This window comes from Pseudoflavonifractor sp. 60, assembly GCF_009911645.1.
In the GTDB taxonomy this organism is placed as follows: domain Bacteria; phylum Bacillota; class Clostridia; order Oscillospirales; family Oscillospiraceae; genus Lawsonibacter.
Genome location: NZ_QWKI01000102.1, coordinates 21,859 through 47,483, shown reverse-complemented (window position 1 = coordinate 47,483; position 25,625 = coordinate 21,859). Strand labels below are relative to the sequence as shown.

The following is a 25,625-nucleotide window of genomic DNA, read 5'->3' as shown; positions in this document are numbered from 1 at the left end:
CCGTAGTAGTCGGCCAGGTCAAAGCGGATGTCGTAGCGGTCTGTCCGCTCGTCGAAGATCAATGCGCCCTGTTTCATGTTCGGGGCCTCCTTGTCAGATTAGATTTTTCCCTCCGCCATATCGTGGGCGACAAGGGCGGTATAGTAACTTCCCATTGTGCTGGGAGCGTTGAACAGCACCGCCAGCAGATATTTCTTGATGTTGCGGATTTTCGTAGTGTTCTCCCGCATACAGTCCATGACAAATTCAATATGGCCGCTGTTCAGCTTCAACAGCTTGGCCTTTACCAGCTCGGCGGGGTAGTCGTCACCAGCGACACGGATAGTCTTACGGGCCGTGCAGACGGTTTCCACCAGCAATTCCACGATGCCGTCCAATTCCTCCGGGTCAATCTTGGAGTGGTGCAGGAGGTGGTCATACTCGATATTCTCTTTGATGATGTCCCGATAAATCTCAACGGCGCTCTGTGTGGCCGCTTCCTTTCCTTTCCGGCGGCGAAGCCGCAACAGCCCCAGCGGGAGGGGGTGAAAGGGAGGGAATGGAATGGGTAATTGATGGGTCAGTAATTCTTGGGTCTTTACTTTGTATATCTTTATTTAATTGCGTTGGATTTTCCAACGTAGGTTTTTCCTGCGTAGGATTATCCAATGTTGGATTTTCCAACGTAGGTAAATCCAATGCAGGCGGCGTCTGCGGCTGTTCATAGATCACATAGTCCGCGCCCCGCAGCCGTCCCCGTTCGTCACGCTCCCGCGAACGGACGATGTACCCCGCCTGCTCCAATTCCCGGATAGCCTGCCGGATGGCGTCGATCTTTTCCCGGTTGATAAGGGCCAGGCCCTTTAACGTATAGTCCCAATCTTCCGGGAGTGACAACATTTGCGACAGCAGGCCCTTGGCTTTCAGGGTCAGGTCTTTGTTCCGCAGGTGATGGTTCGACATCACCGTGTACCCTTTGTTCCTCTCCACGCGGAATACTGGCATGGTTCTCCGCTCCTTTCGGTGTCTGGACATGAAAAAACGCCGCAGACTTTTTCAAAATCTGCGGCGTTCGCCGGGGCGCAGAAACGGGCGGTGTCTTGCCGACATCGCCCGCTTTCTGTGCTGTTGTTCACTTGTTTGCGCCGCCCCGTTTTCCGCTGCCCTTAAAAAACATTGATTTTACTGGGTTTTCTCATGTTTTCTTATGACACCACGGCAAACAGGACGGCCATTTTTTGAAGCGGCTGACTCAGCGCCGCCGGTTGCCCAGAAAGCGCAGCAGGTACAGGAACAGGTTGATAAAATCCAAATAAAGCTGGAGGGCGGAGAAGATGGAGGCCTTGGCCAGCATCTCGGGGGAAGCGGAGTAGTAGTGGTAGAAGGCCCGGATCTTCTGAGTGTCGTAGGCGGTCCAGCCCAGGAAAATGGCAATTCCCACCAGGCAGATCACGTGGTCGAAGGCGTTCAGACCGGGGATAAACATGGAAAGCAGGCCAAAGACAATCAGGAAAATGGTGCCGGAGAACAAAATGGTCCGAATGTTGGACAGGTCCCGCTTGGTGAGAAATCCGTAGGCCGCCAGCGCACCGAAGTACAGCCCGGTGGCCCCAAAGCTCAGCACCAGACTGGACACATCGTAGGCCAGCAGGATGGTGGACATGGACAGTCCGAACAGCGCGGAGAAGGCCACAAACATGGCGATGGCCGTCCCTACCTGCATCCGCTCGATCCGGCGGCCCATGGTAAAGGCCAGCACCAGCGTGGCGATCATCGCCCCCAGATGGACGATCTGGAACATACCGCTGTAAATCAGGTAGAGGGTCAAATTGCTGACCCAGCAGCCCAATGCCACCCCAAAGGTGACCAGCAGGCCCAGCAGCATCCACAGGAAGGTCTTGGCTGTGTACTGCCCTAGCGTGTCCCCTTGGTTGGAGGCATAGCCGCGGTCAAATTCATAGGGATCAAAACTCATAAAAAGCACTCCTTTCAGGCTGAACCGTTTTTAATGATATCCTGCCCAGCTTGGATTATTTTTATTATACTGCAGCCCGGAGAAAAAATCAACTGTTTTCAATTGGCGGCCGCCGCGGTCCTGTGTCATCCAAATACCACGTCATAAAAATCGTTCTCTACAATGAGATATGTGGAGTCCAGCTTGTAGCCCACCAGCTTCTTCATGGCGGAGACGTAGCTGTCCTGCTCCTCAGCGGTCATGGCGACCCCTTCCGCCGGGCTAAACTCGCCGGTGAAGCGGTTGTAGAAGCCCCGGTCGCTCTTCCAGCACCGGGAGGTGAACACCACCAGCCCTTCGCTGTCCGACAGGATATCGCTGCCTGCCAGCATTCGGGAGTCGTACTCCAGCCCCAGCAGGTTGGACACGGTGGGCAGGATATCCACCTGACAGCACACCTTATCCACCTCCACCGGCTCCTCCATGGAGGCCGACCAGAGAATGAGGGAGTTTTTGTACACGTCGAAATCGATGCTGCCCTCCCGCAGACGCTCCAGGTCGTCAGAGCTGCCGAACTTCTTCCCCGCCAGCTCCTCCAGGGTGTCCACATTGAAGTAGGGAATGTGGTCGCCGGTGGCCACAATGAGGGTCTGATCCAGCTTGCCTGCCGCCTCCAGCTTATCCAGCAGCAGCTTCAGGGCCCGGTCCACCTCCATGCAAGTGGCGATATAGTTCTGGGTGGTCTCGCTGTACTGAGTCAGGGCCCGGACTGTCTCCCGGTAGGGGGCCACGGCCCGGTTGTCGGAGTAGGGCATATGTCCGCTGATGGTCAGGTAGTAAACGTGGAACGGCTTGTCGCTGTTGATATAGTCGTCAATGCTTTTCTCCACCATCACCGTGTCCTTCTGGGGCCAGAGCAGCTTGCCGCTGTCGTTGACGTCCAGGCCCTCGAAGCCCGCGCCGAACTGGTGCCAGTCGTAGCCCAGATTGGTGTGGGAGGCCAGGCGCCCGTACATATCCCCGTTGGGGTGGTAGCCCGTCACCAGATAGCCCTGGCGCAGCAGCTGCTGCGCCAGAGAGAAGTAGACATTGGTCTTCTTCTCGCCGGTGCGGGTCATGGTGGCGGTGCCGCCGTTCCGGGGGTACAGCCCCAGCAGGGTCTGGCACTCGCCGTTGGAGGTGCTGGTGAAGTGGAGGGCGGTGTAGTAGTTGTGGAAGACAAAGCCCTCATGGGTCAGCTTGTAGAGGGTCGGGGTGAGCTCTGGGTCGATGGCGTAGCCGGAGAAGCCCTCCAGCACCAGCTGAATCACGTTGTAGCCCTCAAACATGCCGGTATACTCGTTCTTTCGGGTTGGGGTCACGCTGTTGAAGTATTCCGCCAGCCACTTGATATCCTTGTTGCTGGTACTCTCGGCCAGGGCGGCCAGATCCACATCCATCACATTGGGGGAGGTGTCCACCACCGGCTGGGGGTCCGCCGCCTGGGAGGCATCCCCGATGGAGCTGGCGTCCCCCGTGCCGCCGGAGGAGGCCTCGCCGCCGTTGAGGGCGCCCAGGCCGCTGAAGTCGGCGTCCAGGTTGTTCGCCGGCGGGAAGATCATGTGCTTGGCATCCAGCCGGAGCATGGTGGCCAGCCCCAGCTGCTCCACCTGGTCGTCTCCGTTGCTGTTCATATGATAGAGCCGCCCGGGGGTCAGGTCCCCCTTCCAGGGCAGGCGGAGGACCCCCAGCCCCACAATGTGGAACACCACGCAGCCCCCCAGCACCAGCCCGGCAAAGCGGATGTCCAGCCGGTCAAAGCACAGCAGCTGGTCCCCCAGGAGACACAGCAAAATGGCGGGCAGCAGGATCACCAGCAGGATAGGGATGGAGTGGAGGACCGTGGAGATAATCACCTCGGAGTAGTCGGTGAGCTTGTTGCCCGCCGCCATTTTCAGGGCACTGATGCCGTAGTAGGACTGGAGGATGGTTTTGGCCACCAGCTCGGCCCCGAAGATGACGCTGACCAGCACCGCCAGCACCTTGGCCGCAATGCTGTTGACACCCCGTCTCCAGGGCAGTGCCAGCGCAGACAGAAACAGGCCCCCTGCCAGGGAGAACAGCAGATAGACCGGGACATAGGCCAGGGAGTTTTTCATATGGATATGAAGCACCAGCTCCAGATAGAACAGCAGCGCCGGGAAGAGCACCACCCGGCCCATGGTCTGGAACAGCGCCTCATCTCCCCTGCGCCGGGAATATCCCCGCTTTCCTTTATAACCCATTGGAATCGACCTCCAAATCAAAGTACCTTTTCCTACCTTACTTTACTCACTTGCTCCCCGGCAGTCAAGGGATATTTTTTTAAGTTTTCTTAAATTCTTCCAGCGGCAAAAAGGCAGACGCCTTTCGACAGCATCTGCCCTTTTTTGAATATCTTTTGTGCAGCTTACAGGCTCAGAGAGGGGGCGGAATAGGTCCGGCCGGCCATTTCGCTGTTGAGCATGTACAGGCTCTTGGCATCGTCCCCGAAGAGCTTCATCTTCTTCACCATGTCCTCGGCGTTCTTCTCCTCCTCGCCCTGCTCCTTGACAAACCAGTCCAGAAACTGCATGGATCGGAAGTCCCGCACATTGTACGCCGCGTCATAGATGGCGTGGATCAGGCCGGTGACATACCGCTCGTGCTCCAGGCCCAGCTCCAGCACCTGAAGTCTGTCCTTCAGCTCCTTGTCGGGCTTAGCGATGGCCTTCAGCTCCACCTTCTCCCCGTTGTTCTGAAGGTACTGCATCATCAGCAGGGCGTGGTCCCGCTCCTCCTGGGCCTGGATCTTATACCAGTTGGCAAAGCCGTCCAGCCCGACATCCTCATAGAAAATGGAGAAGTCCAGGTAAAGATATGCGGAGTAGAGCTCCTTATTCACCTGGTCGTTCAGCAGTTCACTGACCTTTTTATCCAGCATTGGAATGCACCTCTATCTATGTAATTTCCCGTCACCGGGCACAGTCTATCTTAGCACGAATCTCCCGCCTCCGCAAGAGCAGAAATATCCTGTCTGCGGAAAACAGGAGCGGTACCGCTCTTCCGGCGCCGCTCCTGTCCGTCTCAATTCTATCCGCCGGGGGCTGCCCGGCTGTGACCCGCGGTCCATTCTGCGGGCAGATTCAGGTTTTGGGCTTGGGCTTACAGATCAGGGCCACCAGGAACCCGAAGAAAATGGCGGCTGTAATGCCCCCCGCCGCCGCGGTAGAGCCGCCGGTGAGGGCCCCGATGAGCCCGTCCTGGCCCACCGCCTTTTTCACTCCCTTGGCCAACAGGTGGCCGAAGCCAGTGAGGGGGACGGTGGCCCCCGCGCCCCCCCAGTCCACCAGGTACTGGTAAACTCCAACGCCGCTGAGGATCACCCCGGCGGTGACGTAGGCGACCAGAATCTTGGCCGGGGTGAGAGGGGTCTTGTCAATGAGAATCTGTCCAATAACGCACAAAGCGCCGCCGCAGAGAAAGGCTTTTAAATAATCCATAAAATCACCCTATTTTGATGTGGAAATGGCAATGGCGTGGCAGATCCCGGGGATGCTCTCCCCCTGGAACGCGGAGGTGGGAGAGTGGAGGGCCCCGGTGGGACAGAAGAGGATATTTTTCCATTTGCCCGCCTTCATGTTGTTGAGAATGTGCCCAGTAAGCACCGAAGCGCAGCACCCGCAGCCGGAACCGCCGCAGTGGACGTCCTGGTTCTGGATATCAAAGAGCATCACCCCGCAGTCGGCGTGGTTGTGCAGGTTGACGCCGTCCTTGCGCAGCAGCTCAAGGAGCAGCTCACTGCCCAGCAGCCCCAGGTCGCCGGTGACGATCAGATCGTAGCTGTTGGGGGAGCGGCCCGTGTCGGCAAAGTGGGCGGTAATGGTGGCATGGGCCGCCGGGGCCATAGCCGCCCCCATGTTGTTGGTGTCGGTGACCCCCTTGTCCACAATTTTGCCTACCGTGACGTGGGTGATATAGGGACCTGGACCCTCCCGCGCCAGCACCGCCGCCCCAGCCGCCGTGGCGGTCCACTGGGCGGTGGGGGTACGCTGGCCGCCGTACTCCAGGGGGGTGCGGTACTGCCGCTCCGCCGAGCAGAAGTGGGAGGAGGCCGTCACCGCCGCCCACTCCCCAAAGCCTCCATCCAGCGTCATAGAGGCCAGAGCCAGCCCCTCTCCCATGGTGGAGCAGGCCCCATACAGACCGAAAAAGGGGATGTCCTGTCCCCGGGCGGCAAAGGAGGAGCTGATACACTGGTTCAGCAGGTCCCCGGCAAAGAGCCAGTCCAGCGACGAGGCCGCCTGCCCCGCCTTGTTCAGCGCCAGCCCCAGGGCCTGCTTCTGCATGGCGCTCTCCGACTTCTCCCAGGTAGATTCGCCAAAGGTGTCGTCCCCATCAATATAGTCAAAGGTATCTGCCAGGGGACCCTCCCCCTCCTTTTTGCCCGCCACGTTGGCCCAGCCGGCAAAGGAGGGGGGATTGGCCAGCGCCGCCGTCTGGGTCCCGATTTTTTTGGTTGTCATGTGTTCACTTCCCGTCTTGGAGATTATGGCTAGTTTTCCGCCGGACGGGGAAAATATGTTTGACGTAGAGGATTATTTTTCGTATAATGGGGCTATCCCAACAAAAGGAGACCTGCCTATGGACCATGAAGTCTGCCTGGAGGCCCAGGTAGAGACGCCTCTGGTGGTAGAGGCACAGATCACCCGCTCCGTTCTGGCCGCCCTGGAGGCGGAGGACGTGGGCGTCCCCTGTATGGTGGGGGTATGCGTCACCAACGATGAGGGCATTCACCAGACCAACCTGGAGACACGGGGGGTTGACCGGCCCACCGATGTGCTGTCCTTCCCCATGTTTGAGCTGTCCCCCGGGGAGAAGCCCCGGGCGGCCTGGGCGGAGCCCGACACCCACAAGGTGTATCTGGGTGACATGATGATCTCCCTGGAGCGGGCCCGGGCCCAGGCGGAGGAGTTCGGCCACAGCCCGGAGCGGGAGGTGTGCTATCTGGCCGTCCACTCGGTGCTCCACCTGCTGGGCTACGACCACCTGGACGAGGGCCCCATGAAGGCCCAGATGCGGGCGCGTGAGGAGGCCATCCTGGGCAAGCTGGGCATAACGCGGGGAGCGCCGGATGAGGTCTAGGGCTACGTGCCTGCTGTTGTGTACCCTCCTGCTGGCCGGCTGCCAGGCGGCCCCCTCCGCCCTGCCGGCCAAGACCGCCCAGGAGCTGCTGGCGGAACAGCCCATCGACGACACCCACGACGCCTTCCTGGTGGACACCGGCGGGCAGCTGGGTACTCTGCTGGTGACTCCGGAGCTGGGAACGGAGCGGGAGGGGCGGGAAGTTTCCATGCGCCTGTCCGTCTGGAATCCGGCGGACATGAGCCAGCCCATCCAAACCCAGGACTGGACAACCGTGAGCTTCGGAGTCCATGAGATTGTGGACGTAAATTTTGACGGCTACTCGGATTTCACCTATCTGTATACCCAGGGCGTCCAGGTGGGGGTCTACCACTGTATGGTCTGGGACGAAGAACAGGGCCTGTTTACCGAGGTGCCAGCCTATTTCCAGATCCCCTCCCCCCATTTGGATGCGGAGACGGAGACCATCTCCGGCTGGAGCCGTTCCAGCGGCGCCGGCGACGGCTGGACTCCAATCTACCGGTGGATTGGCGGCGAGCTGGTCTGTGTACGGCAGATTGAGACGTTTCTCAAGGAGCGGAGCGATCCAAATACGCCCTTTGTGCTCACTGTGGAGGACCGGGTAGACGGGCAATTGACAGAGGTATACCGCGCTGAATTTCCCACGGGTTCCAGCGCGTATTTGACGGAACAGTTAAAGTGGGAAGACTTGGACTACCATGGAGCGCCCACTGAACATGAAACAAGAAAGGAGAAATCACCATGAAAAAAATCAAGCTGATCCCTGTGGAGGTTGAGGACGAATTTGACGACTACGAGGAGGAGGCCACCGGGAGGGAGTGGAACTTTGAGTTTGACCTGACCCCCTACCTCACCACCTGCGCCATCGCCTGTGGGATGCTGTTTGCCATCCGCTTTGTGGAGAAGCATTTTTTGAAGCCGTAATCACTGGACCTTGGAGCAAAACAGCAGAAGGGGCACGGCGGACAAGAGGGGCCGCCGGGTACGCCTTTTGGTCCTGACAGCAGTCCTTGCCGCGGCGGCGGCGTGGGCTTACTGCACCTTTTTTCGTGTTCAAAACGTGTTTGACCAGATGTATTACAGCCGTGTTCATTCCGACTTCGTATGGTCCATGCTCAAAAACCCACGGTATCTGTTTGAGGACATTCCCCAGCTGCAAACCCCCGCCCGAGACGCCGACCGCGGTTCCATTTGGATGGGGAACAGTGTATATGAGCACTACGACAGCCGTTTTCTAGAGGAGGGGCACAAAATCATCCTCGACTTTAATATGTCCAACCGCATTCTGTATATTGATTATCTGATTACGGTCGATGGAGCGCAGGAGTGGTACGAGTATGTCTACCGCGTGGACGACAGAACGCTGACCTACCAGACGTCAAACCCCGAGAATACGGAAATGAAAAATTTCCTCTCTGAGCGGGTCTTATCCGATTGGTTTGCTGCAAATCGGAAAAAAACACGCTTCTCCCCCCAAAACTGGGGGCATTATACCTTGATTGACGCAAGCTGAACAGTCCGGGCAACTGCTCACCCCCGGAAAGAAAGTGAGGATCACCTAATGATTCAAAAATCAGGCATTATTACCATCTGCGGCCGCCCCAATGTGGGCAAGTCCACCCTGACCAACGCCTTTGTGGGGGAGAAGGTGGCCATTGTCACCAACAAGCCCCAGACCACCCGAAACCGCATCTGCGGCATCAAAAACCGTGGGGAGTGCCAATTTGTCTTTGTGGACACCCCCGGCCTCCACCGGGCCCGAACCCGCCTGGGGGACTACATGGTCCATGTGGTGAAGGAGTCGGTGGCCGATGTGGACGCGGTGCTCCTGTTGGTGGAGCCCATCCCCAACGTGGGGGAGCCGGAACAGCAGCTGATTGCCCGCATCAAGACCCTGGGCTGTCCGGCGGTGCTGGCTATCAACAAGGCGGATACCCTGGAGCACAAGGAAAAGCTGCTGGAGGTCATCCAGGTCTACAGCGCCGCCCACAGCTTCGACGAGGTGGTCCCCATCTCCGCCAAAACCGGTCAGGGGGTTAAGGAACTGCTGGACGTACTGGAGGGCTACCTCCCCGAGGGCCCCCAGCTCTTCCCCGAGGAGATGACCTCTGACCAGCCCGAGCGGCAGATGATGGCAGAAATCATGCGGGAAAAGCTGCTCCTGCTGCTGGACAAGGAGATCCCCCACGGCACCGCAGTGGAGATCACCCGTTTTGCGGAGCGGGACGACGAGCTGGTCGAGGTGGAGGCCACCATCTACTGCGAGAAGAACAGTCACAAGGGTATTATCATCGGCAAAGGGGGCGCTATGCTGAAAAAGGCATCCACCCTTGCCCGGCAGGACATGGAAAAATTCATGGGGACCAAGGTGTTCCTCAAAACCTGGGTCAAGGTGAAGGAGAACTGGCGAGACAACCCGGCGGCCATTCAGAACTTTGGCTACCGAAAGGAGTAGTATGGATTTTTCAAAGGAGGAGCTCACCGAGGCAAAACGACAGATCGACTCCACCCTGCACAAGCTGCGGGCGGCAATCCGCACCCTGCGGGCCAAGGAGAGGCCGGAGCGGTATCGAGCCCAGATCACGTTGGCAGAACGCAGAGTGAAGGCCTTTGAGCTGGCGGGCGCTCTCATTGACAGGGAGCTGGACCATCGGGCAGACTAAAAATTCCCGCTCATAGTTCCCGGTGAAAACAGCCAGCCTAATCCCAGAAAGAAAGGGAGGGCTGCGCTGTGGAAGAGCGGGGACTTTGGAGATTGTTTTTTGCCACCGGCCTGCCGGAGGTCTATCTGGCTGTCGCGGGCCAGCGTCTGGAGGAGAACGCCCGCTGGAAGGAGCTGGCCAGAACGGCGTTCCGGCCCAGAATAGAGAAGCTGTAGAACAAGGGGGACGCCGGCCCCGCCTGAGCCTTGGGCGGGGTGTCCTCCTGCGCCCCTGTACATTTAGGAGTGTGGCCATGCACATCACCACAAACGCACTGGTCCTGCGGGCGGTGGACTACAAGGAGTCGGACAAAATCCTGACCCTATTAACCCAGGAGCAGGGAGTACTCACCGCATCCGCCCGGGGATGCCGGAAAAAAGGGAGCGCCATCGCCGCCGGCTGTCAACTGCTTGCCTGGTCGGAGATGGTGCTCTACGACTATCAGGGCCGCTGGTCGGTGAAGGAGGCGGCAACTCAGCGGCTGTTTCAGGGGCTGAGGACCGACCTGGAACGGCTGGCCCTGGGCTGTTACTTTGCCGAGGCGGCAGAGCTGCTGGCGGTGGAGGGTCTGCCCAGTCCGGAGCTGCTGTCTCTGACGCTGAACAGCCTCCACGCCCTGGACAAAATGACAGACAAACCCCTGCCCCTAGTCAAGGCGGCCTTTGAGTGGAAGGCGCTGGCGCTGGCGGGCTATGAGCCGCTGATTGACGGCTGCGCAGTATGCGGGGTCACCCCCCCGGAGGCCCCCCGCTTTCACCTGCGGGAGGGAGTTCTCCACTGCGCCCGGTGCAAGACCGAGGTAGGCGAGGGCATCTCTATGCCCCTCTCCCTCCAGGCCCTGTCCGCCCTGGACTACATCCTCCACGGAGACCCCAAAAGGCTCTTCTCCTTCCGCCTGGAGGGGGAAGAGCTCCAACAGCTGTCGGACACCGCCGAGGCCTACCTCCACACCCAGCTGGAGCGGGGCTTTTCCACCCTGGACTACTACAAGAGTCTGAACCCGGGACCATAGATCATTTCAGCGGCAGATCCCAGGGCAGGCAGTAAGGGCTGTCAGGGCGGGTCCACAGCGCCTTGTGGACGGCCCGGCGGCGGTCCGCACCCACGGAGGGGTCCTCCATCCATTGCAGGCAGCGCTCCAGAAAGCTCTCGCTCATCTCCTGCCAGCCGGAGAAGGTAGTTTGAATCAATCTGCCCACCTGGCAGGAGCGCTGGACCATCTCCCTTCTGCTGATCCAGCCCAGACGAAAGGCAATGGCAAGCAGCTGGGTGCAGCGGCACAGCTCCCAAGCCTGATCCGCCTTGGTGCGGCACTTCCGAAATCCGGGACCCACGCTCATGTACTCCACCGTCTCCAGCAGGTCCTCCTTGCTGTAGATCCCCCAGGGACTGTCCAGCATATCCAGAAAGTACTGCCGCTGCTCCCCGCTGTGATAGGGCCCCCGGCGTCCGCCCAGAAGGATGGGGGCTGTTTCATAATTGGGCTCCAGAAGGCTGTGGCCGGGGTCATATTCATAGTTATACAGCGCCCAGTTGGCGTAAGTGCCGAAAATCCACCTCTCCACGCTGTTCCTGGGCTTCAAATCCTGGTCGCGCCTGTGCAGCGTCTGCCGGAGGACGAAGGCCAGGACCGCCAGCAGGAGCACCAGCCCGGGAAGGCCGGTCCGGACAGCGGCGGCCAGGGCAATCCCCAGGAGCAGGGCATACAGGTACATCATAACAATCTCTCCTTTGGTATAGAGTAAAAAGAAGAAGCCCCCCGGCGTCACCGGAGGGCTTATCAAAGGTGCTTACTGCTGGGCCTCGACCTGGCCGAAGGAACGGCCGTTATAGGTCAGGCAATTCTTGCACATACGGTGAGGCAGCCGGTAAGCCCCGCACTTGGGGCAAGTCACGATACCGGGAGTTTTCAGCTTCCAATGGGAGCTGCGCCGCTTATCGCGCCGGGCCTTGGATACTTTTCCCTTGGGGACCGCCATGGGTGACACCTCCTTCGGCTGTGCCGGTCAGGGCACATTGAGTACTCACTCAGCTTCCTTATCCAACAGCTGCGCAAGGGCCGCCAGTCTTGGATCGACATCAGGTCTGCACCCGCAGGGGCCGGGGTTCAAGTCGGCTCCACACTTGGCACACAGCCCTTTGCAGTCGTCTGAGCAAAGGTTTTTGGTATCCATTGCAAGGATGAAGGCAGTCGTAACTGCACCGTCCAGGTCCAGCTCAGTGCCGTCCAGCAGGAGGATGTCATCGTTTTCCTCGTCCTCCAGCTCCTGGGCCACCAGGTTGTCCAGAACTACCACCTTTTCCCGGGAAAATTCCTTCCCACAGCGGTCGCAGACCAGATCCAGCACAGAACAGGCCGTCCCCTCCAGCACCAGAGCGCCGGCATGGTTAGTCACGCAGCCCTCCACCTGAACAGGACGGACAATGGGCCTGTTCCCATAGAACTCCTCCTGGGACAGGTCCAACTGAAACTGGAACGCCTTCTTTGCGTCCGGTACGTGGATGATATCTCGCAGCTCCAGACGCATAGCGCTCCTCCCCGGGGGTACGCTCCCCCATACTCGCAGAATGGTACGCAGGATATTATAAAGAATTTTTCCCAAAATGTCAAATACTTTTCGGAAATTTCTCCACGAAATTTATTGACACGGGGACGGGAATATGGTGAAATATTCTTGGTGATCCCCGGCGCCGTCTTTCGGCGGAGACTTATCTTCCCAATCCCCTCCGCGCCGGGGAACAGAAAGGGCCGCTATGAAAGAATTTACCATTGGAAAAAATGACGCCGGACAGCGCCTGGACCGCTGGCTGGCCAAGACTATGCCCCTCCTCCCCGCCCCGCTGGCCCAGAAGTATATCCGTCTGAAGCGGGTCAAGGTGAATGGAAAGGGCAGCAAGCGGGATGTACGTCTGGTGGCGGGGGATGTGCTCCATCTGTACATCAATGATGAGTTTTTTGACAGGCCAACTCCGGAAAATGCTTTTCTCTCCCTCTACCAGCCCAAGCTGAACATACTCTACGAGGACGAGCACATTATGCTCCTGGACAAGCGGCCCGGCCTGGTGGTCCACCCCGACGAAAACGAGCGGGTGAATACCCTGCTGACCCACATCCAGGCCTACCTCTATCGGAAAAAGGAGTGGTCCCCCTACCGTGAGAACTCCTTTGCCCCCGCCCTGTGCAACCGCATCGACCGGAACACCGGGGGCATCGTCATTGCCGCCAAAACCGCCGAGGGTCTGCGGATCATGAACCAGAAAATTAAGGACCGGGAACTGACCAAGCTCTACCTGTGCGTGGTCCAGGGGAAAATGGTCCCCCCTGCGGGCAAGTTGGAGGGCTACCTCTTTAAGGACGAGAAGAAAAAGCAGGTCTACGTCCGGAAGCGGCCTGAGCTGGGAGCCAAGTCTGCCGTAACCCTCTACAGGACCCTGGCGGTAAGAAACGGCCTGTCTCTGGTAGAGTGTGATCTGATTACCGGACGGACCCACCAGATCCGTGCCCAGTTCGCCGCCGCCGGCAATCCCCTCCTGGGAGACGGTAAATACGGAAGTGAACGGGAGAACCGCAAGTATGGCCGCCACGGTCAGGCGCTGTACTCCTACAAGCTCACCTTCCGCTTTACAACCCCCGCCGGACCGCTGGAGCACCTCAGCGGAAAAACATTCCAGGTGGAGCACGTGGATTTTGTGGAAGAATTTTTTCCGGCTATTGAGCAAAAGGACTGAACTATGGTAGGATAGAGACACAATGTTACAAAGGAGGCTATCTGCGAATGAAACAGGACATGATTGTAGTACTGGACCTGGGCAGTGAGGAAAACCCTAAAATTGCCCGGGAGATCCGCGCGCTGGGGGTCTACTCCGAAATCCACCCCCACGACATTACACTGGCCCAGCTGAAGGCCCTGCCCAACGTAAAGGGCATCATCCTCAACGGCGGCCCCAACCATGTGGTGGACGGGGTTGAGATTGATGTGGCGCAGGAGATTTACGACTGTGATATCCCCGCCCTCCTGGTGGACCACCGGGGAGACGCCCCCTGGCCCGCCGGCGACGCCCAGCGGAAAACCGCCCTGGAGAACTTCGTCTTCTCCATCTGCGGCGCCGAGGCCAACTGGAATATGGACAACTTCATCGCCGACCAGGTGGAGCTTATCCGCCGCCAGGTGGGGGACAAAAAAGTGCTGCTCGCCCTCTCCGGCGGCGTGGACTCCTCTGTGGTGGCCGCCCTGCTCATTAAGGCCATCGGCAAACAGCTCACCTGCGTCCACGTGAACCACGGCCTGCTGCGCAAGGGCGAGCCTGAGCAGGTGGTGAAGGTCTTCCGGGATGAGATGGATGCCAACCTGGTCTATGTGGACGCCGTGGATCGCTTCCTGGACAAGCTGGCCGGTGTGGCCGACCCGGAACAGAAGCGAAAGATCATCGGCGCTGAATTTATCCGGGTGTTTGAGGAGGAGGCCCGCAAGCTGGACGGCATCAAATTCCTGGGCCAGGGCACCATCTACCCCGACATCATCGAGAGTGGTACCAAGACCGTCAAGGCCGTCAAGAGCCACCATAATGTGGGCGGCCTGCCCGAGGATTTGGACTTTGAGCTGGTGGAGCCGCTGAAGATGCTCTTTAAGGATGAGGTCCGCGCCTGCGGCAAAGCTCTGGGTCTGCCCGACAGCATGGTGTACCGCCAGCCCTTCCCCGGCCCCGGCCTGGGGGTGCGCTGCCTGGGGGCCATAACCCGGGACCGCCTGGAGGCCGTCCGGGAGTCGGACGCCATTTTGAGAGAGGAGTTCGCCAAAAATGGCCTGGAGGGCAAAGTCTGGCAGTACTTTACCGCTATCCCCGACCTGAAATCGGTGGGCGTCCGGGACAACCGGCGTACCGACGAGTGGTGCGTGATTATCCGCGCTGTCAACACCGTGGACGCCATGACCGCCACCGTGGAGAACGTGCCCTTCGACCTGCTCCAGCACATTACCGCCCGCATTACCAGCGAGGTCAAGGGAGTCAACCGGGTTCTCTTCGATCTGACCCCTAAGCCCACCGGGACCATCGAGTGGGAGTGAATTTTCAGCTCTTGAACCCGTTGCGGCACAACGGATAGACGGTTTTGTACCCCTCCCTTGATAACAATTTGATAACGCTTCCCATAGGCCGTATCACTCTGTATCTCCGGTGGATTGCAGGTGAAAAGTGCTCCTTTGCGGCTTGTGGATTACAAAATCCATATTAAAAAGCCCTTACCGATGGAAACGTTGGTAAGGGCTTTTTACTGTAATACCGTTGGACACATTGTCCCGGTCCGCTTGGTCAAAGTAGGTTTCCATAGCGTGGCTCAGGGTATCAAAGGCTTTGGACATGACCTTCGCAAAGGGAACAGACATGGTATCGTCCGGGTCCAGCACAGCAAAGCGGGGGGGCGGCGGCAAAAATGCCGGTTTTAATTTTCTTTTCCCCATGGGTTATCACCGCGCCGCCGTTCATCTCGGCCCCGGTGCCAGAGGCGGTGACCACCGCTCCCATGGGGATGGGCGGCAAGTTGAGGATTAGCCTCAACCCGCCCGCTGCATGGAAGAAGTTGAGCTACACTCTGCTGTGGAGGGGACAAAAACTGAATGTGACCGTCACACCTAGCAAAAGGGTTTTGAACCCTTTTTTCCTTCGGCGGTGGCTATCACAAAACGGATTCCCTTGTCACTGGAAAATTCTACACCGAAAATAACACCTGTGTCCTCTGAAAATGCTTCTTCAGTCAATGGATTTACAAGTTGTTCAATTAGGTCTAAATGATACAAATCATCGCCTGCAATAATCAAAAGAACGGTAAGCAGTAGCACACGGTTTGGCGCTGGCCTCATCTTCTTCACCGCTCTTTTTACCATTGCTATCGCTTCTTCCGCAGATGCGGCAAGAGGGCTTTCATAGAGGAACACGGCCTCGCCGCATTTCAATTGCAGTATGTCTGATTCGTCCACATAGATGGGACCGGATTGTTCCAGTATCCTGAGCGCATGAAGCAGATATTCATAATCTTTTTCCTTGCTCATGTTGATCCGGCGTTTTCTCGGACGCTCTCTAAAAAGCGATTTCAACTGTTTCCACATAATTCCAATCAATCCTCTCCGGTGGATTTTTTAGCTGCCGGTAAGCTCTCCACATCATGTCCGCAACCAGTTGGGGGCGCACCCCGCCCGTTGAACCGCCAAACATGGGAATAACGATACTTTCGATATTGTGCTCCGCTGCACACATTAGAGTCGCTCGCATACATTGATAGATGACCCGCGGGTCTAAAACCCGCTGAGGTGTGCGCATGGTGGGCGTATGGATCAGCGACTGGCCGTCTTTTCCTGCGTCAATCAAAAAGCTGGTCCCCACCGGCTGTTCACCGTAAAAATGATGGATGATATGCTGCTGTACTCGCTCTTGCAGCTGGTCCCCAAACCACTCGGTAATCGCCAGGTCATACCCGCCGTCCATCAGTCCGAAAGCATTGGCTGGAGATACCACACACTGCACCTGACACGTCTTCATAAAATGCTGGAAATCATCGCAAACAATTTCCACCCCCGGCGTGGAATCAAAATACAACTCCAGCAATTTGCATTTTCGCAAATCACGTTCCAGCAGGCAAATCTTTGACGGAATCGGGCCGCCTGGGATGGGATACAGCTGTTTGAGAAACAGGGGAATATACTCCATTCCCAATACTGTAAGAAGTCCCTGCCGCTTGCGGTCCATCAACAGATCGGACAATAGCCGTTCCGTTTCCGGTTTTCCGCCGATGCTCTGGACTTCCGACAGCGTGAAATACGGAACCGTACGCATACGCGCCAGGAACGCGCCGTTGTCATCTTTCCGGATGTCCTGTATGATCGCCATCATAAAATCGCTGGCGCTTTGGAAGTTGTCCATTTGCTGTTCCCGCTCCAGCCGGGTTCCACCCACCAGCAAGGTCAGGCAATCAATGGTAATACGCCGCATAGAAACGCCTCCACATTTCGGGTTTTCCGCTGATCTGTTCCAAGTATAGCACACTCCCCTGTACCAAAATAGGTACAGGGGAGTGATTGCTATTTGTGCTGGGGACTGGTAGAATAGGCTATCAGGAAAACGGAGGTATTTTCATGGTCAATCTTCACATCTTTCACAGTATTTCCGCGCAGGAGTTACTGGCAGGAAACAATATCCCCTTGGAGGCCAGCGGCCTGGGCGTATATTTTCACGTCTATCAAGATGCGGAGCGGCCCTTTTATATCGGCATTTCTGACGATATGGCGGACAGGAACCGGAATCACCTGGTCAATTACCGAGAAAAGAACTATTGGATGGTCAAGAATCCCCACCGACTGACCGATCTACGCTGTTTCGTGGATGACGATTTTTATTCCACTTATGACTTTTACGCACCTGGGAGAGACGCGGTGTGCGGGGAGTGGGACCAAGCCGTGGAGTGCCTATTCAGCCATATGACCATCCTGTTCGGCAAAGTCACTCTGCTAAGGGATGGGACCCCGATAAAACAGTCCTCAGAAGAGGCCCGCCGTACGGTGGAACAGGTAGAACGGCAGCTGCAAGACAATATGGTCCTGCGGCTCAGCCTTGACCCCAGCTGGATTGGCCGAACCGGAAGCAACCGGGGCGGAGGATTGGATGATGTGGCCCACCGGCTTTCCTTGACTTATGCGGACAATATCTCTGTGCGGCTGGATGAAAGGATTTTGCTGTGAACCTTCCGCCCTTCCGCGTCTATTCAGATTCTTTCTGAATACACCGACGGAGACCATGCCCTGGCTATGGAGGAGTTACTACGCCTGTTGCGGACAGAATATGGTCTGCGATGCGACCACTGGGCGGTATATGCCGCCTTGGACAAACTTCGGGCCGTCGGGTGTCTCATTCCGGAGTACCAGGACGACGGCGAGGGCTACCGTCTGCTGTCCCGTTCTCTGGAGCTATCTAAAGATCTGTCTGCTGTTTTCCTGCAAATACATAAGCGTCTTTGCCAGCTCTTTGAGGTTGAAAATCTTGCCCACCACTCAAAAATGTCAATCAGCAAATTGGGCTTGGATTGTGCCGCCGCTTTTGCTTTGGGAGCGACTGCCCACTGCCATCCTGTACCGTTATTAACATCAAAGACCTGTCCTACCACCTAAAGGAATGAAAAGAATTTATGCGCCAGAAACAGCAAATCGTAAACACACTATTTCAGCAAGGCCGGTGAAACCACGCCTTCATCGTGTCAAAAATCTTCACCAGCTCCTCCTCCTGAATGATGTAGGGGACCATGGAGTACATATATTTCAGGAAGGGGCGGCTGAATACGCCCCGTTCATAGGCAAATTGTTGAAATCCGTCCAGAACACTGCTGTCAATCACCTCCACACAGGTGCATCCACCCATAATGCGGACCTCTTGAATACACGGGTCGGAGAATCCCCCCATCTCCCGGCGGGAAATCTCCTCAATATGGCGGATCTTCTCCATATAATTCTCCCGCTCAAAAATCTCAATCCCCTTCAGCGCGACAGCACAGGCCAGGGCGTTGCCCATGAAGGTAGGGCCGTGCATCAGAGCCATACGGTCATCGTCACTGTAGAAGGCCTGGTAGACCTTGCGGTTGGCCACTGTGACCGCATGGCCGATGCAGCCCCCGGTCAACGCCTTGCCCAGCACCAAAATGTCGGGCAGAACCAGGTCGGCCACAAAGCGGTTTCCTGTACGGCCAAAGCCGGTGGCCACCTCGTCAAAGATCAGCAGTACGTCGTACTGGTCACACAGCTGCCGCGCCCGCTTCAAAAAGGAGATGTCATACATCCTCATGCCGCCCGCGCCCTGGAGCAGCGGCTCCACAATCAAGCAGTTCAGCTGGTCATGGCAGCGCTCAAAGACATCCTCCAGGGCGGACAGCTCTGTGGGAATGTGAACCACATCCCGCTTCTGTTCAAAGGCAAAGTGATAGTCCTCGTCATCCCCCACCTCCATAGCCCGGAAGGTATCGCCGTGGTAGGCGTGCTCCAGCGCCAGCACGGTGGGACGTCTGCGGCCCAAATTGGTGTTGTATTGCAGCGCCATTTTCAGGGCGACCTCCACCGCCACACTGCCCGAGTCGGAAAAGAAGCAGTAATCCAAATCGCCGGGCAGAAATTCCTCCAGCTTTTTCGCCAGTCTCTGCACCGGTTCGTGGGTCAGGCCGCCCAGCATAACGTGGCAGAAGCGGCCCGCCTGCTCCTGAATGGCAGCGGTCAGCTCCGGGTTCTTGTAGCCGTGGATGGTACACCACCAGGAGGAGACCGAGTCAATCAGCTTCTGGTCCTGGGTGTACAGGTATACGCCGTCTGCATCTACGATTTTGTAGGGCGGCCGCAGGGTTTTCATCTGCTGATAGGGATACCAGATCATATCCTTCTCTCCTTTATTCGTATAACGCACACAGCACGTCTGCGTCCATCTCCAGTTCGGCGTCTCCGTCCTTCACCCTTGCCAAAATAGGCAGGCCGGTCCTGAGCTGGCACATGGCAAGGTTGTCCTCCTCCATTCTGTCACCTGGGTGAAAGTGGTTGAATATCATACCTTTGACCGGCAGTCCCTGCGCCCTCATGTACTCCGCCGTCAACACCACGCTGTTGATAGTCCCCAGCCCCGCGCTGGCCACAATAACCGACGACAGGCCCAGCTCTTTTACAACATCCTCCAGCCATAGCTGGGTTTCGTCAAACCGGATGGGGCAGAGGATCCCGCCGCTGCCCTCCACGGTCACATAGTCATACCGGGCACACACCGCCCCATAGCCCCGCTTCACCACATCCAGAGAGACCGGATTGCCCTCTGCCCGGGCGGCCAGGTGGGGCGACCAGGCGTTTTCATAGACATAGGGGCACATCTCCTCCAGCGGTTGGGCAATGCCGGATACCTGCCGCACATACAGGGCGTCCCCAGGGATGAGGCTTCCGTCCTCCTGGCGGGCATTTCCGCTCATAGCCGCCTTATAGTAGCCCGGATTTCTCCCGGCCTGGGCCAGCTTTTTCACCATCAGGCCAGTAACATAGGTCTTTCCCACATCCGTCCCTGTTCCGGTGATAAACAGCGCACGTCCCATGTTACACATCTCCTTCCCTGTACGTCCGGGGCACTTCTCGCCCCAGCCCCTCAAGCATCTCCCTGTCACTGCGGATGGTGGCGCAGGCGGCGGTGGTCAGCATATTGCCGGTGATGGTGGCAGACGCTCCCGACTGAAAGGCAAACTCGCCGTCGCGAGTCAGCAGAGCCCGGCCCGCCGCCAGCCGAATATCGGCCTGGGGGTTGATATAGCGGAAGCAGGCCACGGTCCGCAGAATTTCCTCCTCCTTCAGCCTGGGCAGCTGCTCCATCGGTGTCCCCTTGATGGGCATCAGCACATTGATGGGAATGGAGCGGATACCCAGCTCAGCCAAGCTGACCGCCATGTCCAGACGATCCTCCCAGGTCTCCCCCATGCCGATGATACCCCCGGAACAGACGTAAAGCCCCTCCTCTTGGGCCCGCTTTATCATCTCAATCTTCTGGTCGTAGGTGTGGGTGGTGCAGATATTGGGAAAGTTCCGCCGGGAAGTCTCGATGTTGTGGTGATAGCGGGTCACACCGGCCCGGCGCAGCCGGCGCAGCTGCTCTGTATCCAAAAAACCCATGGAGGCGCATAGGCCGATTTGGCACTCCCGGCTCATCGTCTCATATGCGTGAATAGCCTGGTCAAATTCCGAGCCTGTCAGGGCGCGGCCCGACGTAACGATAGAAAACCGGGACACGCCTTCTTGCTCATTCAACCGGCACAGGTCCAGAATCTTCTCCTCAGGCAGGAAGTCGTACACCTCACAGCAGGTGGGGTTGTGCGCCGACTGGGCGCAGTATTTGCAGTCCTCCGGACAGCGGCCGCTGCGTCCATTTATTATGGAACACAGGTCCACCCGATTCCCGATGAAGTGGGCGCGAATGCGGTCGGCCCCCTGGCACAACTGCCGGAGATCCCAGGTGAGGAAACCAGACAGGTCGTCCTCTCTTATGATTCTCCTGCCATCGATGATTTCTCGGGCCAAGGTCAGTGGGTCCATATGTAGTCCTCCCTATATCAGTTTGCCGCTGTGCGGCTGGTCGAAAACTGCTCCAGCAGTTTTTCCATCAGCTTTGTCATCATTGGCGCTGTTACTGCGGTAAAGACCATACCGGGCGCCGCAAACAGAAGCAGCGCTCTCACGTCAGTCTGCAAAAGCAGTCCCAGCACCACCCGGCTGGCAACAGAGCCGCAGGGCCCGCTCACCGCCACAGCCGCCTTGCTGTTGGGAAAAAGGGCGACAACAGCCCCCGCCACCACCCGGTACACCATAGCGGTAATCACGTTGTAGATGTTCTGCATCCCCAGGCAGAGGCCCACAGCGCTGGCCGCAATGCCGATCAGGAGGTACCTGACAAATCCCCGGGTCTTGGCAATGGCCACCGCATAGGGCGCGGAGAGCTGAAATTCTGTCCCCGGAAGAAAGGATGGGAGCTTAAAAAGGCCCACCACGAACAAAACTGCGGCCATCATACCGTCGATAGCCAAATTTTTAACCCGCAAGCTGTCCTTCTGTTTCATGCCGCACCGTCCTTTACAACAACATTTTTTCCCGCAGTACGCCGGCAATGGCGTCTGCCGCGGCCTGAAGCTGCTCCCGGGTGTGGGTTGCCATCAGCGCCGCCCGCAGTCTGGCGCCCCCCTTTTCCACTGTGGGATACCGGATGGCGGAGAGGAAAAAACCCGCGTCAAACAGAGCTTGGGAGACCTCCATCGCCGTCTGCTCATCCCCGATGAGAATGGGGACAATGGCGGTCTCCGAGCAGGCATTTACCCCCTGCTGCTTGAGACAGCCGCAGAAAAATTTAACGTTTTCCTGTAGTGCCCTGACTCGCTCCGGGTGCTCCTCTATGTACTCCAGGGCCTTAATGGAAGCCGCTATGGTGACAGGCGACAGGGCGGTAGAAAAGATAAAACCCCTCGCCCGATTGACCAGATAGTCGATGAGCGTTCTGCTGCCACAGACAAAGCCGCCCTCGCTGCCCACGGATTTGCTCAGCGTCCCCATCAGTATGTCAGGTTTACAGCTGCCGCCGTAATACTCCACAATCCCCCGCCCCGCTGCGCCGATGACCCCAGTGGAATGGGCCTCGTCCACCATGGACAGCAGACCATACCGGTTGGCCAGCTCCACAAACCGGGGCAGGTTTAAAATATCGCCGTCCATGCTGAACACACCGTCGCTGACCACCATGCCCCTGCCGCAGGGATTTTCCCACAGCTTCCGCTCCAGGTCGTCCATATCGTTGTGCCTGTAAACCACTACCTCCGCCCGGCTCAGCCGGCAGCCGTCAATGATGCTGGCGTGGTTCAGCTCGTCGCTGAAAATCACGTCGCCCCGGCCCATCAGGGAGGATATAGCGGCCAGATTGGCAACATAGCCGCTGTTGAAGACCAGCGCAGCCTCGGTGCCTTTAAATTCGGCAATCCTCTGCTCCAGCAGCTCGTGGAGCTCGGTATTCCCCGTGGTCAGGCGGGATCCGCCCGAACCCGCGCCGTACTGCCCCAGGACCTGCGCGGCATAAGACTTGACCTCATCCACGCAGGCCATATCCAGATAGTGGTTGGAAGCCAGCATCAGCAGCTCCCTTCCCTGGCAGCACACAGTGGCCGATTGGGCCGACTGAAGAGGCGTCATCCTTCGGTACAGGTGATTGTTCTGGATACGCTCCAGCGCCTCGTCCAGAAAAGCAAGCTTGCCGCAAAGGGGCTGCGGCGGCGCGAGTACGGGGACATTTCTCACAATGACCGGCTGCTCCTGCAAAAAGGATATGGTCCGGTCCACCTGGCTCTGATCGCCCCGGTACAAAAAAATTCTTCCGCCCTGTTCGCTGCCCAGTGGCTTCAGCTTGGTGATGCGGAGGTATCCCGTTGTCAGAGAGGCCGCATACCCTGTGACATACTCTGGGTCGTCGGAGATACACAGCTCCCCTATGATGTTCGGCGCGTGGGCGACCTTGGTGGCCAGCACAATGGCCTCCGCAAAATGATTCTTCTCTGCTCCAGCTGGCAGACCCGCCCGCTGAGCATCCATGCAGGTGGCGCGAACGCCCCGCTCCCAGTCCGGCTCCAGACGCTCCAGGGTGTCCACATCCAGCAGCATAGCCCCACGCATGGCATAGGTCTTGGGGAGCAGCGCAATGATCTCCTCCACCCGGGAGATTTGCAGCCTGCGGAGAAACTCCCGGACCTGTTCCAAGCCGGAGCGGCAGTTGTCCACCTCTAGGGTACGCACAGGGAGGGCGTCCAGAAAAAGAATACCCGCCTCCTCCAGCTTCTCGATTTTTATGTGGAGCTGGTCCGGTTCCCCCTTGGCATGGCTCATGGCCCGCTGAATCAACCGGGCCGCACAGGGGGCGATCTGGTGGGGAGGGACGATCTTCTCCGCCCCTGAGATGTGTTGATCGTCTGCGCTTGCGCGCATTTTTACGCTATACAGCGGCATGGCAACCCGTCCTTTCTTGCGCAGCTCCACCCCGCTGGAGCGGCTTACAAGGTCCATTATAATCCTCAGACGACAAATGTCAACTATTCTTTTTTATGGTTTACAATGCGAAGAAACGTACCCTGCCCCACTGCGCCCTGTGTGCCATTTGACTGTCAGCCCTGGGCAATATATATTTTTGTCGGCCCCCTCTGGCACCGCAGTCTTTCGCCCAGCATAGACTAAGGCGTAAATTTGTTAACATGGAGGGTCGTTTATGACTGCTTTACCACATATTCACTACTTTCTGGGGGCCAACTCCCCCACCGGCTTTTACTCCCTGTACGACCACCTGCTTTCCCCCGAGGAGGCCAGAGCCATCTACATTTTAAAGGGCGGCCCCGGGTGCGGAAAGTCCACCCTGATGCGAAAAATCGGCGCCTGGGCTCAGGAGGCCGGACTGGAACCGGAATACATCCTCTGCTCCGGCGATCCGGACTCTCTGGACGCCGTCGTCCTCCCAACCCTGAGTGTGGCCATCGTGGACGGAACCGCGCCCCACGTGGTGGAGCCCAAATATCCCGGGGCGGTGGAGCGCTATGTCAACATGGGAGACTGCTACGATCAGGATGCCCTTTGGCCCCTGCGCCAGGAGATTATGGACTGTATGTCCGGCTACAAGGGCTGTTATCAGAGGGCCTACCGCTGCTTGGGGGCGGCGGCGGAAATTATGGAGGACCAGCGCTCCGCTCTGCTCACCGAGGCCCTGTCCCAGAAGCTGGCTAAGCGGGCCCAGGGCATTCTGGTCCGAGAGATCCCACGGCGCAAGTCGGAAATCCCGGGCCGGGTGAAGCTGCGCTTCCTGGATGCGGTCACCCACAAGGGATTTGTCAGTCTATACGGCACAGCTCTTGCCCAGTGCAGTCGGATTTACGCCCTGTCAGACAGCGCCGGTCTGGCTCACGAGCTGCTCATCCATCTGCTGGCTGGCGCCACCGCCAACGGCTATGATGTGGTGGCCTGCCCCGACCCCATGGCGCCTGACCGGCTGGCCCATCTGCTCATTCCCCAGTTGGACCTGGCCTTTCTCTCCGCCTTCGGGACCCAGCCAGAGAAGGCCTACCGCCGGCTTCGACTGGACGCTGCGGCGGACAGCGAGCTTCTGCGGCGTAATCGTCCCCGGCTGCGGTTCGCCAAAAAGGTATCCGCCGCCCTGGTGGAAGAGGCGGTTTCCTCACTGGCTCTGGCCAAGGAGATGCACGACGATTTGGAGGCTATCTATAATCCCCATGTGGACTTCGGTCTGGTGGATGGGATGGCCCAGGATATCTGGGAGGAAATTGTCGCACTTTAATTAAATTTTCCTAAAAAAGGAAAAAGTGCTTGTTGTCCGGCAATTGCGGACAGCAAGCACTTTTGTTTGGCTTTCATCAGGCGGTTGTGTTGGAAATATAAATGGCGGTAAGTTCCGGCCTGAGGCTGTTTCAGGTCTTTTCCTTGAGAAGCTCAGCTTCCTAGATAGCCGCCGTCCACGGGGATAACGGCCCCGTTCAGATAGGCGGAGGCGTCACTGGCCAGGAACACGCAGGCGCCCTTCATGTCCTCACCGCTGCCCCAGCGGCGGGCGGGGATCCGCCTCACCACCTCGTCATAGAAGGACTGGGAGGCACGGGTGTCCACGTTCATGTCGGTGGCCATATAGCCGGGGGCGATGGCGTTAACGGTGATCCCGTGCTGAGCCCACTCATTGCTCAGCGCCTTGGTCAGCTGAGCGACTCCGCCCTTGGAAGCGGAGTAGGCTGGGACATTCTGGCCGCCGAAGAAGGAGTTCATAGAGGCGATGTTGACGATTTTGCCATAGCCCTGTTTGACCATCTCCCGCCCCGCCAGCTGGCACAGCTGGAAACAAGCCGTCAGGTTGACCTCCAGCACGGTATCCCAGTCCTCCATGGGGAACTGGGTGATGGGGTGCCGCCGCTGGATTCCGGCGGCGTTGACCAAAATGTCGATCCGGCCCCCCAGGAGCTCCAGGCTTTTCTCAAAGCCCGTTCTCAGGCTGTCCCGGTCCTTCAGGTCCGCCGCTATGCCGTGACAGGCAAAGCCCCTCTGCCGGAAGGCGTCCGCCACCTCTATGGCCCGCCCGGTGGTGCCCCAGATGACCACCTCCGCGCCGGCCTCCAGCAGTCCCTCCGCCATAGCGTGGCCAAGGCCCCGGGTTCCGCCGGTTAAAATTGCCTTTCTGCCGGTCAAATCAAACATAGATGTCATAGAAATGAACCCCCACAATATATTTCCCAAGAAATTATGGTACCGCGC

Annotated in this window: 30 protein-coding genes and 1 pseudogene; 13 read left to right on the top strand and 18 right to left on the bottom strand. The window is 58.1% G+C overall.

Going from position 1 to position 25,625, the window contains the following annotated elements; translation table 11 throughout:
• Nucleotides 1-98 precede the first annotated feature (98 nt).
• From D1646_RS11620 to spoVAD, 6 genes and pseudogenes are all read right to left on the bottom strand, one after another.
• Nucleotides 99-984 (bottom strand): annotated as a pseudogene (locus D1646_RS11620) (DUF6017 domain-containing protein).
• Between the two features lie 247 nt (nucleotides 985-1,231).
• A complete protein-coding gene (locus D1646_RS11615) occupies nucleotides 1,232-1,954 on the bottom strand; it encodes a Bax inhibitor-1/YccA family protein (RefSeq protein ID WP_160636613.1) in 723 nt (240 codons plus the stop codon).
• Nucleotides 1,955-2,079: 125 nt separating this feature from the next.
• On the bottom strand, nucleotides 2,080-4,197 hold the full coding sequence (locus tag D1646_RS11610) for an LTA synthase family protein (protein WP_160636612.1): 2,118 nt from the start codon (nucleotides 4,195-4,197) through the stop codon (nucleotides 2,080-2,082).
• 164 nt (nucleotides 4,198-4,361) lie between these two features.
• On the bottom strand, nucleotides 4,362-4,874 hold the full coding sequence (locus D1646_RS11605; protein WP_160636611.1) for a ferritin: 513 nt from the start codon (nucleotides 4,872-4,874) through the stop codon (nucleotides 4,362-4,364).
• Nucleotides 4,875-5,076: 202 nt separating this feature from the next.
• Nucleotides 5,077-5,433, bottom strand: coding sequence for a stage V sporulation protein AE (spoVAE, locus tag D1646_RS11600; protein WP_160636610.1), 357 nt, complete (start codon nucleotides 5,431-5,433; stop codon nucleotides 5,077-5,079).
• Between the two features lie 9 nt (nucleotides 5,434-5,442).
• Nucleotides 5,443-6,456: a stage V sporulation protein AD gene (spoVAD, locus tag D1646_RS11595; RefSeq protein WP_160636609.1), complete on the bottom strand. Its 1,014-nt coding sequence runs from the start codon at nucleotides 6,454-6,456 to the stop codon at nucleotides 5,443-5,445.
• Nucleotides 6,457-6,574: 118 nt separating this feature from the next.
• Here spoVAD and ybeY point away from each other — a divergent pair, with 118 nt between their 5' ends.
• The 8 genes from ybeY (at nucleotide 6,575) to recO (ending at nucleotide 10,810) form a co-directional block, all read left to right on the top strand.
• Entirely contained in the window at nucleotides 6,575-7,075 is a 501-nt protein-coding gene (ybeY, locus tag D1646_RS11590; RefSeq protein ID WP_160636608.1) for an rRNA maturation RNase YbeY, read from the top strand.
• Complete coding sequence (locus D1646_RS11585) at nucleotides 7,065-7,841, top strand: hypothetical protein (RefSeq protein WP_160636607.1); 777 nt, start codon at nucleotides 7,065-7,067, stop codon at nucleotides 7,839-7,841. The genes ybeY and D1646_RS11585 overlap by 11 nt, the downstream gene beginning before the upstream one ends.
• The gene (locus tag D1646_RS11580) at nucleotides 7,838-8,020 is read left to right on the top strand and encodes a hypothetical protein (RefSeq protein ID WP_160636606.1); all 183 of its coding nucleotides are present in this window, start codon (nucleotides 7,838-7,840) and stop codon (nucleotides 8,018-8,020) included. Before D1646_RS11585 ends, D1646_RS11580 begins: the two co-directional genes overlap by 4 nt.
• A gap of 67 nt (nucleotides 8,021-8,087) precedes the next feature.
• Nucleotides 8,088-8,609 carry a hypothetical protein gene (locus tag D1646_RS11575; protein WP_160636605.1) on the top strand — a complete coding sequence of 174 codons (522 nt, stop codon included), beginning with the start codon at nucleotides 8,088-8,090 and terminating at the stop codon, nucleotides 8,607-8,609.
• 48 nt (nucleotides 8,610-8,657) lie between these two features.
• On the top strand, nucleotides 8,658-9,551 hold the full coding sequence (era, locus tag D1646_RS11570; RefSeq protein WP_160636604.1) for a GTPase Era: 894 nt from the start codon (nucleotides 8,658-8,660) through the stop codon (nucleotides 9,549-9,551).
• A gap of 1 nt (nucleotide 9,552) precedes the next feature.
• Nucleotides 9,553-9,759, top strand: coding sequence for a hypothetical protein (locus tag D1646_RS11565; RefSeq protein ID WP_160636603.1), 207 nt, complete (start codon nucleotides 9,553-9,555; stop codon nucleotides 9,757-9,759).
• Nucleotides 9,760-9,827: 68 nt separating this feature from the next.
• On the top strand, nucleotides 9,828-9,974 hold the full coding sequence (locus D1646_RS11560) for a hypothetical protein (protein ID WP_160636602.1): 147 nt from the start codon (nucleotides 9,828-9,830) through the stop codon (nucleotides 9,972-9,974).
• A gap of 77 nt (nucleotides 9,975-10,051) precedes the next feature.
• Nucleotides 10,052-10,810, top strand: a complete 759-nt coding sequence (gene recO, locus D1646_RS11555) for a DNA repair protein RecO (RefSeq protein ID WP_160636601.1) — start codon at nucleotides 10,052-10,054, stop codon at nucleotides 10,808-10,810.
• A gap of 1 nt (nucleotide 10,811) precedes the next feature.
• On the opposite strand, the gene D1646_RS11550 is transcribed toward recO, so the two are convergent.
• From D1646_RS11550 to D1646_RS11540, 3 genes are all read right to left on the bottom strand, one after another.
• The gene (locus tag D1646_RS11550) at nucleotides 10,812-11,516 is read right to left on the bottom strand and encodes a DUF1266 domain-containing protein (RefSeq protein ID WP_160636600.1); all 705 of its coding nucleotides are present in this window, start codon (nucleotides 11,514-11,516) and stop codon (nucleotides 10,812-10,814) included.
• 72 nt (nucleotides 11,517-11,588) lie between these two features.
• Entirely contained in the window at nucleotides 11,589-11,777 is a 189-nt protein-coding gene (rpmF, locus tag D1646_RS11545) for a 50S ribosomal protein L32 (RefSeq protein ID WP_160636599.1), read from the bottom strand.
• A 45-nt stretch (nucleotides 11,778-11,822) separates the two neighbouring features.
• Nucleotides 11,823-12,326, bottom strand: coding sequence for a DUF177 domain-containing protein (locus D1646_RS11540; RefSeq protein WP_160636598.1), 504 nt, complete (start codon nucleotides 12,324-12,326; stop codon nucleotides 11,823-11,825).
• 226 nt (nucleotides 12,327-12,552) lie between these two features.
• On the opposite strand from D1646_RS11540, the gene D1646_RS11535 reads away from it, so the two are divergent.
• Complete coding sequence (locus tag D1646_RS11535; protein ID WP_160636597.1) at nucleotides 12,553-13,527, top strand: RluA family pseudouridine synthase; 975 nt, start codon at nucleotides 12,553-12,555, stop codon at nucleotides 13,525-13,527.
• Between the two features lie 47 nt (nucleotides 13,528-13,574).
• A complete protein-coding gene (gene guaA, locus D1646_RS11530) occupies nucleotides 13,575-14,864 on the top strand; it encodes a glutamine-hydrolyzing GMP synthase (protein WP_160636596.1) in 1,290 nt (429 codons plus the stop codon).
• A gap of 174 nt (nucleotides 14,865-15,038) precedes the next feature.
• Here the strand turns inward: guaA and D1646_RS11525 are convergent, their stop codons facing one another.
• The 3 genes from D1646_RS11525 to D1646_RS22710 form a co-directional block, all read right to left on the bottom strand.
• A complete protein-coding gene (locus D1646_RS11525; protein ID WP_347565198.1) occupies nucleotides 15,039-15,257 on the bottom strand; it encodes an iron-containing alcohol dehydrogenase in 219 nt (72 codons plus the stop codon).
• A gap of 171 nt (nucleotides 15,258-15,428) precedes the next feature.
• Nucleotides 15,429-15,902 carry a hypothetical protein gene (locus tag D1646_RS11515; protein WP_160636594.1) on the bottom strand — a complete coding sequence of 158 codons (474 nt, stop codon included), beginning with the start codon at nucleotides 15,900-15,902 and terminating at the stop codon, nucleotides 15,429-15,431.
• A complete protein-coding gene (locus D1646_RS22710) occupies nucleotides 15,874-16,782 on the bottom strand; it encodes a macro domain-containing protein (protein ID WP_201754647.1) in 909 nt (302 codons plus the stop codon). The genes D1646_RS11515 and D1646_RS22710 overlap by 29 nt, the downstream gene beginning before the upstream one ends.
• Nucleotides 16,783-16,925: 143 nt before the next feature.
• Between D1646_RS22710 and D1646_RS11505 the strand changes: the two genes are divergently transcribed.
• Nucleotides 16,926-17,528, top strand: a complete 603-nt coding sequence (locus tag D1646_RS11505) for a hypothetical protein (protein WP_160636593.1) — start codon at nucleotides 16,926-16,928, stop codon at nucleotides 17,526-17,528.
• Nucleotides 17,529-17,594: 66 nt separating this feature from the next.
• Entirely contained in the window at nucleotides 17,595-17,954 is a 360-nt protein-coding gene (locus tag D1646_RS11500) for a hypothetical protein (RefSeq protein ID WP_160636592.1), read from the top strand.
• 52 nt (nucleotides 17,955-18,006) lie between these two features.
• On the opposite strand, the gene bioA is transcribed toward D1646_RS11500, so the two are convergent.
• The 5 genes from bioA to bioF are packed head-to-tail and all read right to left on the bottom strand — an operon-like array spanning nucleotide 18,007 to nucleotide 23,387.
• Nucleotides 18,007-19,200, bottom strand: coding sequence for an adenosylmethionine--8-amino-7-oxononanoate transaminase (gene bioA / locus D1646_RS11495; RefSeq protein ID WP_160636591.1), 1,194 nt, complete (start codon nucleotides 19,198-19,200; stop codon nucleotides 18,007-18,009).
• 13 nt (nucleotides 19,201-19,213) lie between these two features.
• Nucleotides 19,214-19,897: a dethiobiotin synthase gene (gene bioD, locus D1646_RS11490; protein ID WP_160636590.1), complete on the bottom strand. Its 684-nt coding sequence runs from the start codon at nucleotides 19,895-19,897 to the stop codon at nucleotides 19,214-19,216.
• A 1-nt stretch (nucleotide 19,898) separates the two neighbouring features.
• The gene (gene bioB, locus D1646_RS11485) at nucleotides 19,899-20,885 is read right to left on the bottom strand and encodes a biotin synthase BioB (RefSeq protein WP_160636589.1); all 987 of its coding nucleotides are present in this window, start codon (nucleotides 20,883-20,885) and stop codon (nucleotides 19,899-19,901) included.
• A 17-nt stretch (nucleotides 20,886-20,902) separates the two neighbouring features.
• Nucleotides 20,903-21,406: a hypothetical protein gene (locus D1646_RS11480; RefSeq protein ID WP_160636588.1), complete on the bottom strand. Its 504-nt coding sequence runs from the start codon at nucleotides 21,404-21,406 to the stop codon at nucleotides 20,903-20,905.
• Between the two features lie 13 nt (nucleotides 21,407-21,419).
• On the bottom strand, nucleotides 21,420-23,387 hold the full coding sequence (gene bioF, locus D1646_RS11475) for an 8-amino-7-oxononanoate synthase (protein ID WP_243154139.1): 1,968 nt from the start codon (nucleotides 23,385-23,387) through the stop codon (nucleotides 21,420-21,422).
• 199 nt (nucleotides 23,388-23,586) lie between these two features.
• Here bioF and D1646_RS11470 point away from each other — a divergent pair, with 199 nt between their 5' ends.
• Nucleotides 23,587-24,663 (top strand): hypothetical protein, encoded by a 1,077-nt coding sequence (locus D1646_RS11470; RefSeq protein WP_243154138.1) that lies wholly within the window; start codon nucleotides 23,587-23,589, stop codon nucleotides 24,661-24,663.
• Between the two features lie 152 nt (nucleotides 24,664-24,815).
• On the opposite strand, the gene D1646_RS11465 is transcribed toward D1646_RS11470, so the two are convergent.
• A complete protein-coding gene (locus D1646_RS11465; protein WP_160636587.1) occupies nucleotides 24,816-25,577 on the bottom strand; it encodes an SDR family oxidoreductase in 762 nt (253 codons plus the stop codon).
• Between the last annotated feature and the right edge of the window lie 48 nt (nucleotides 25,578-25,625).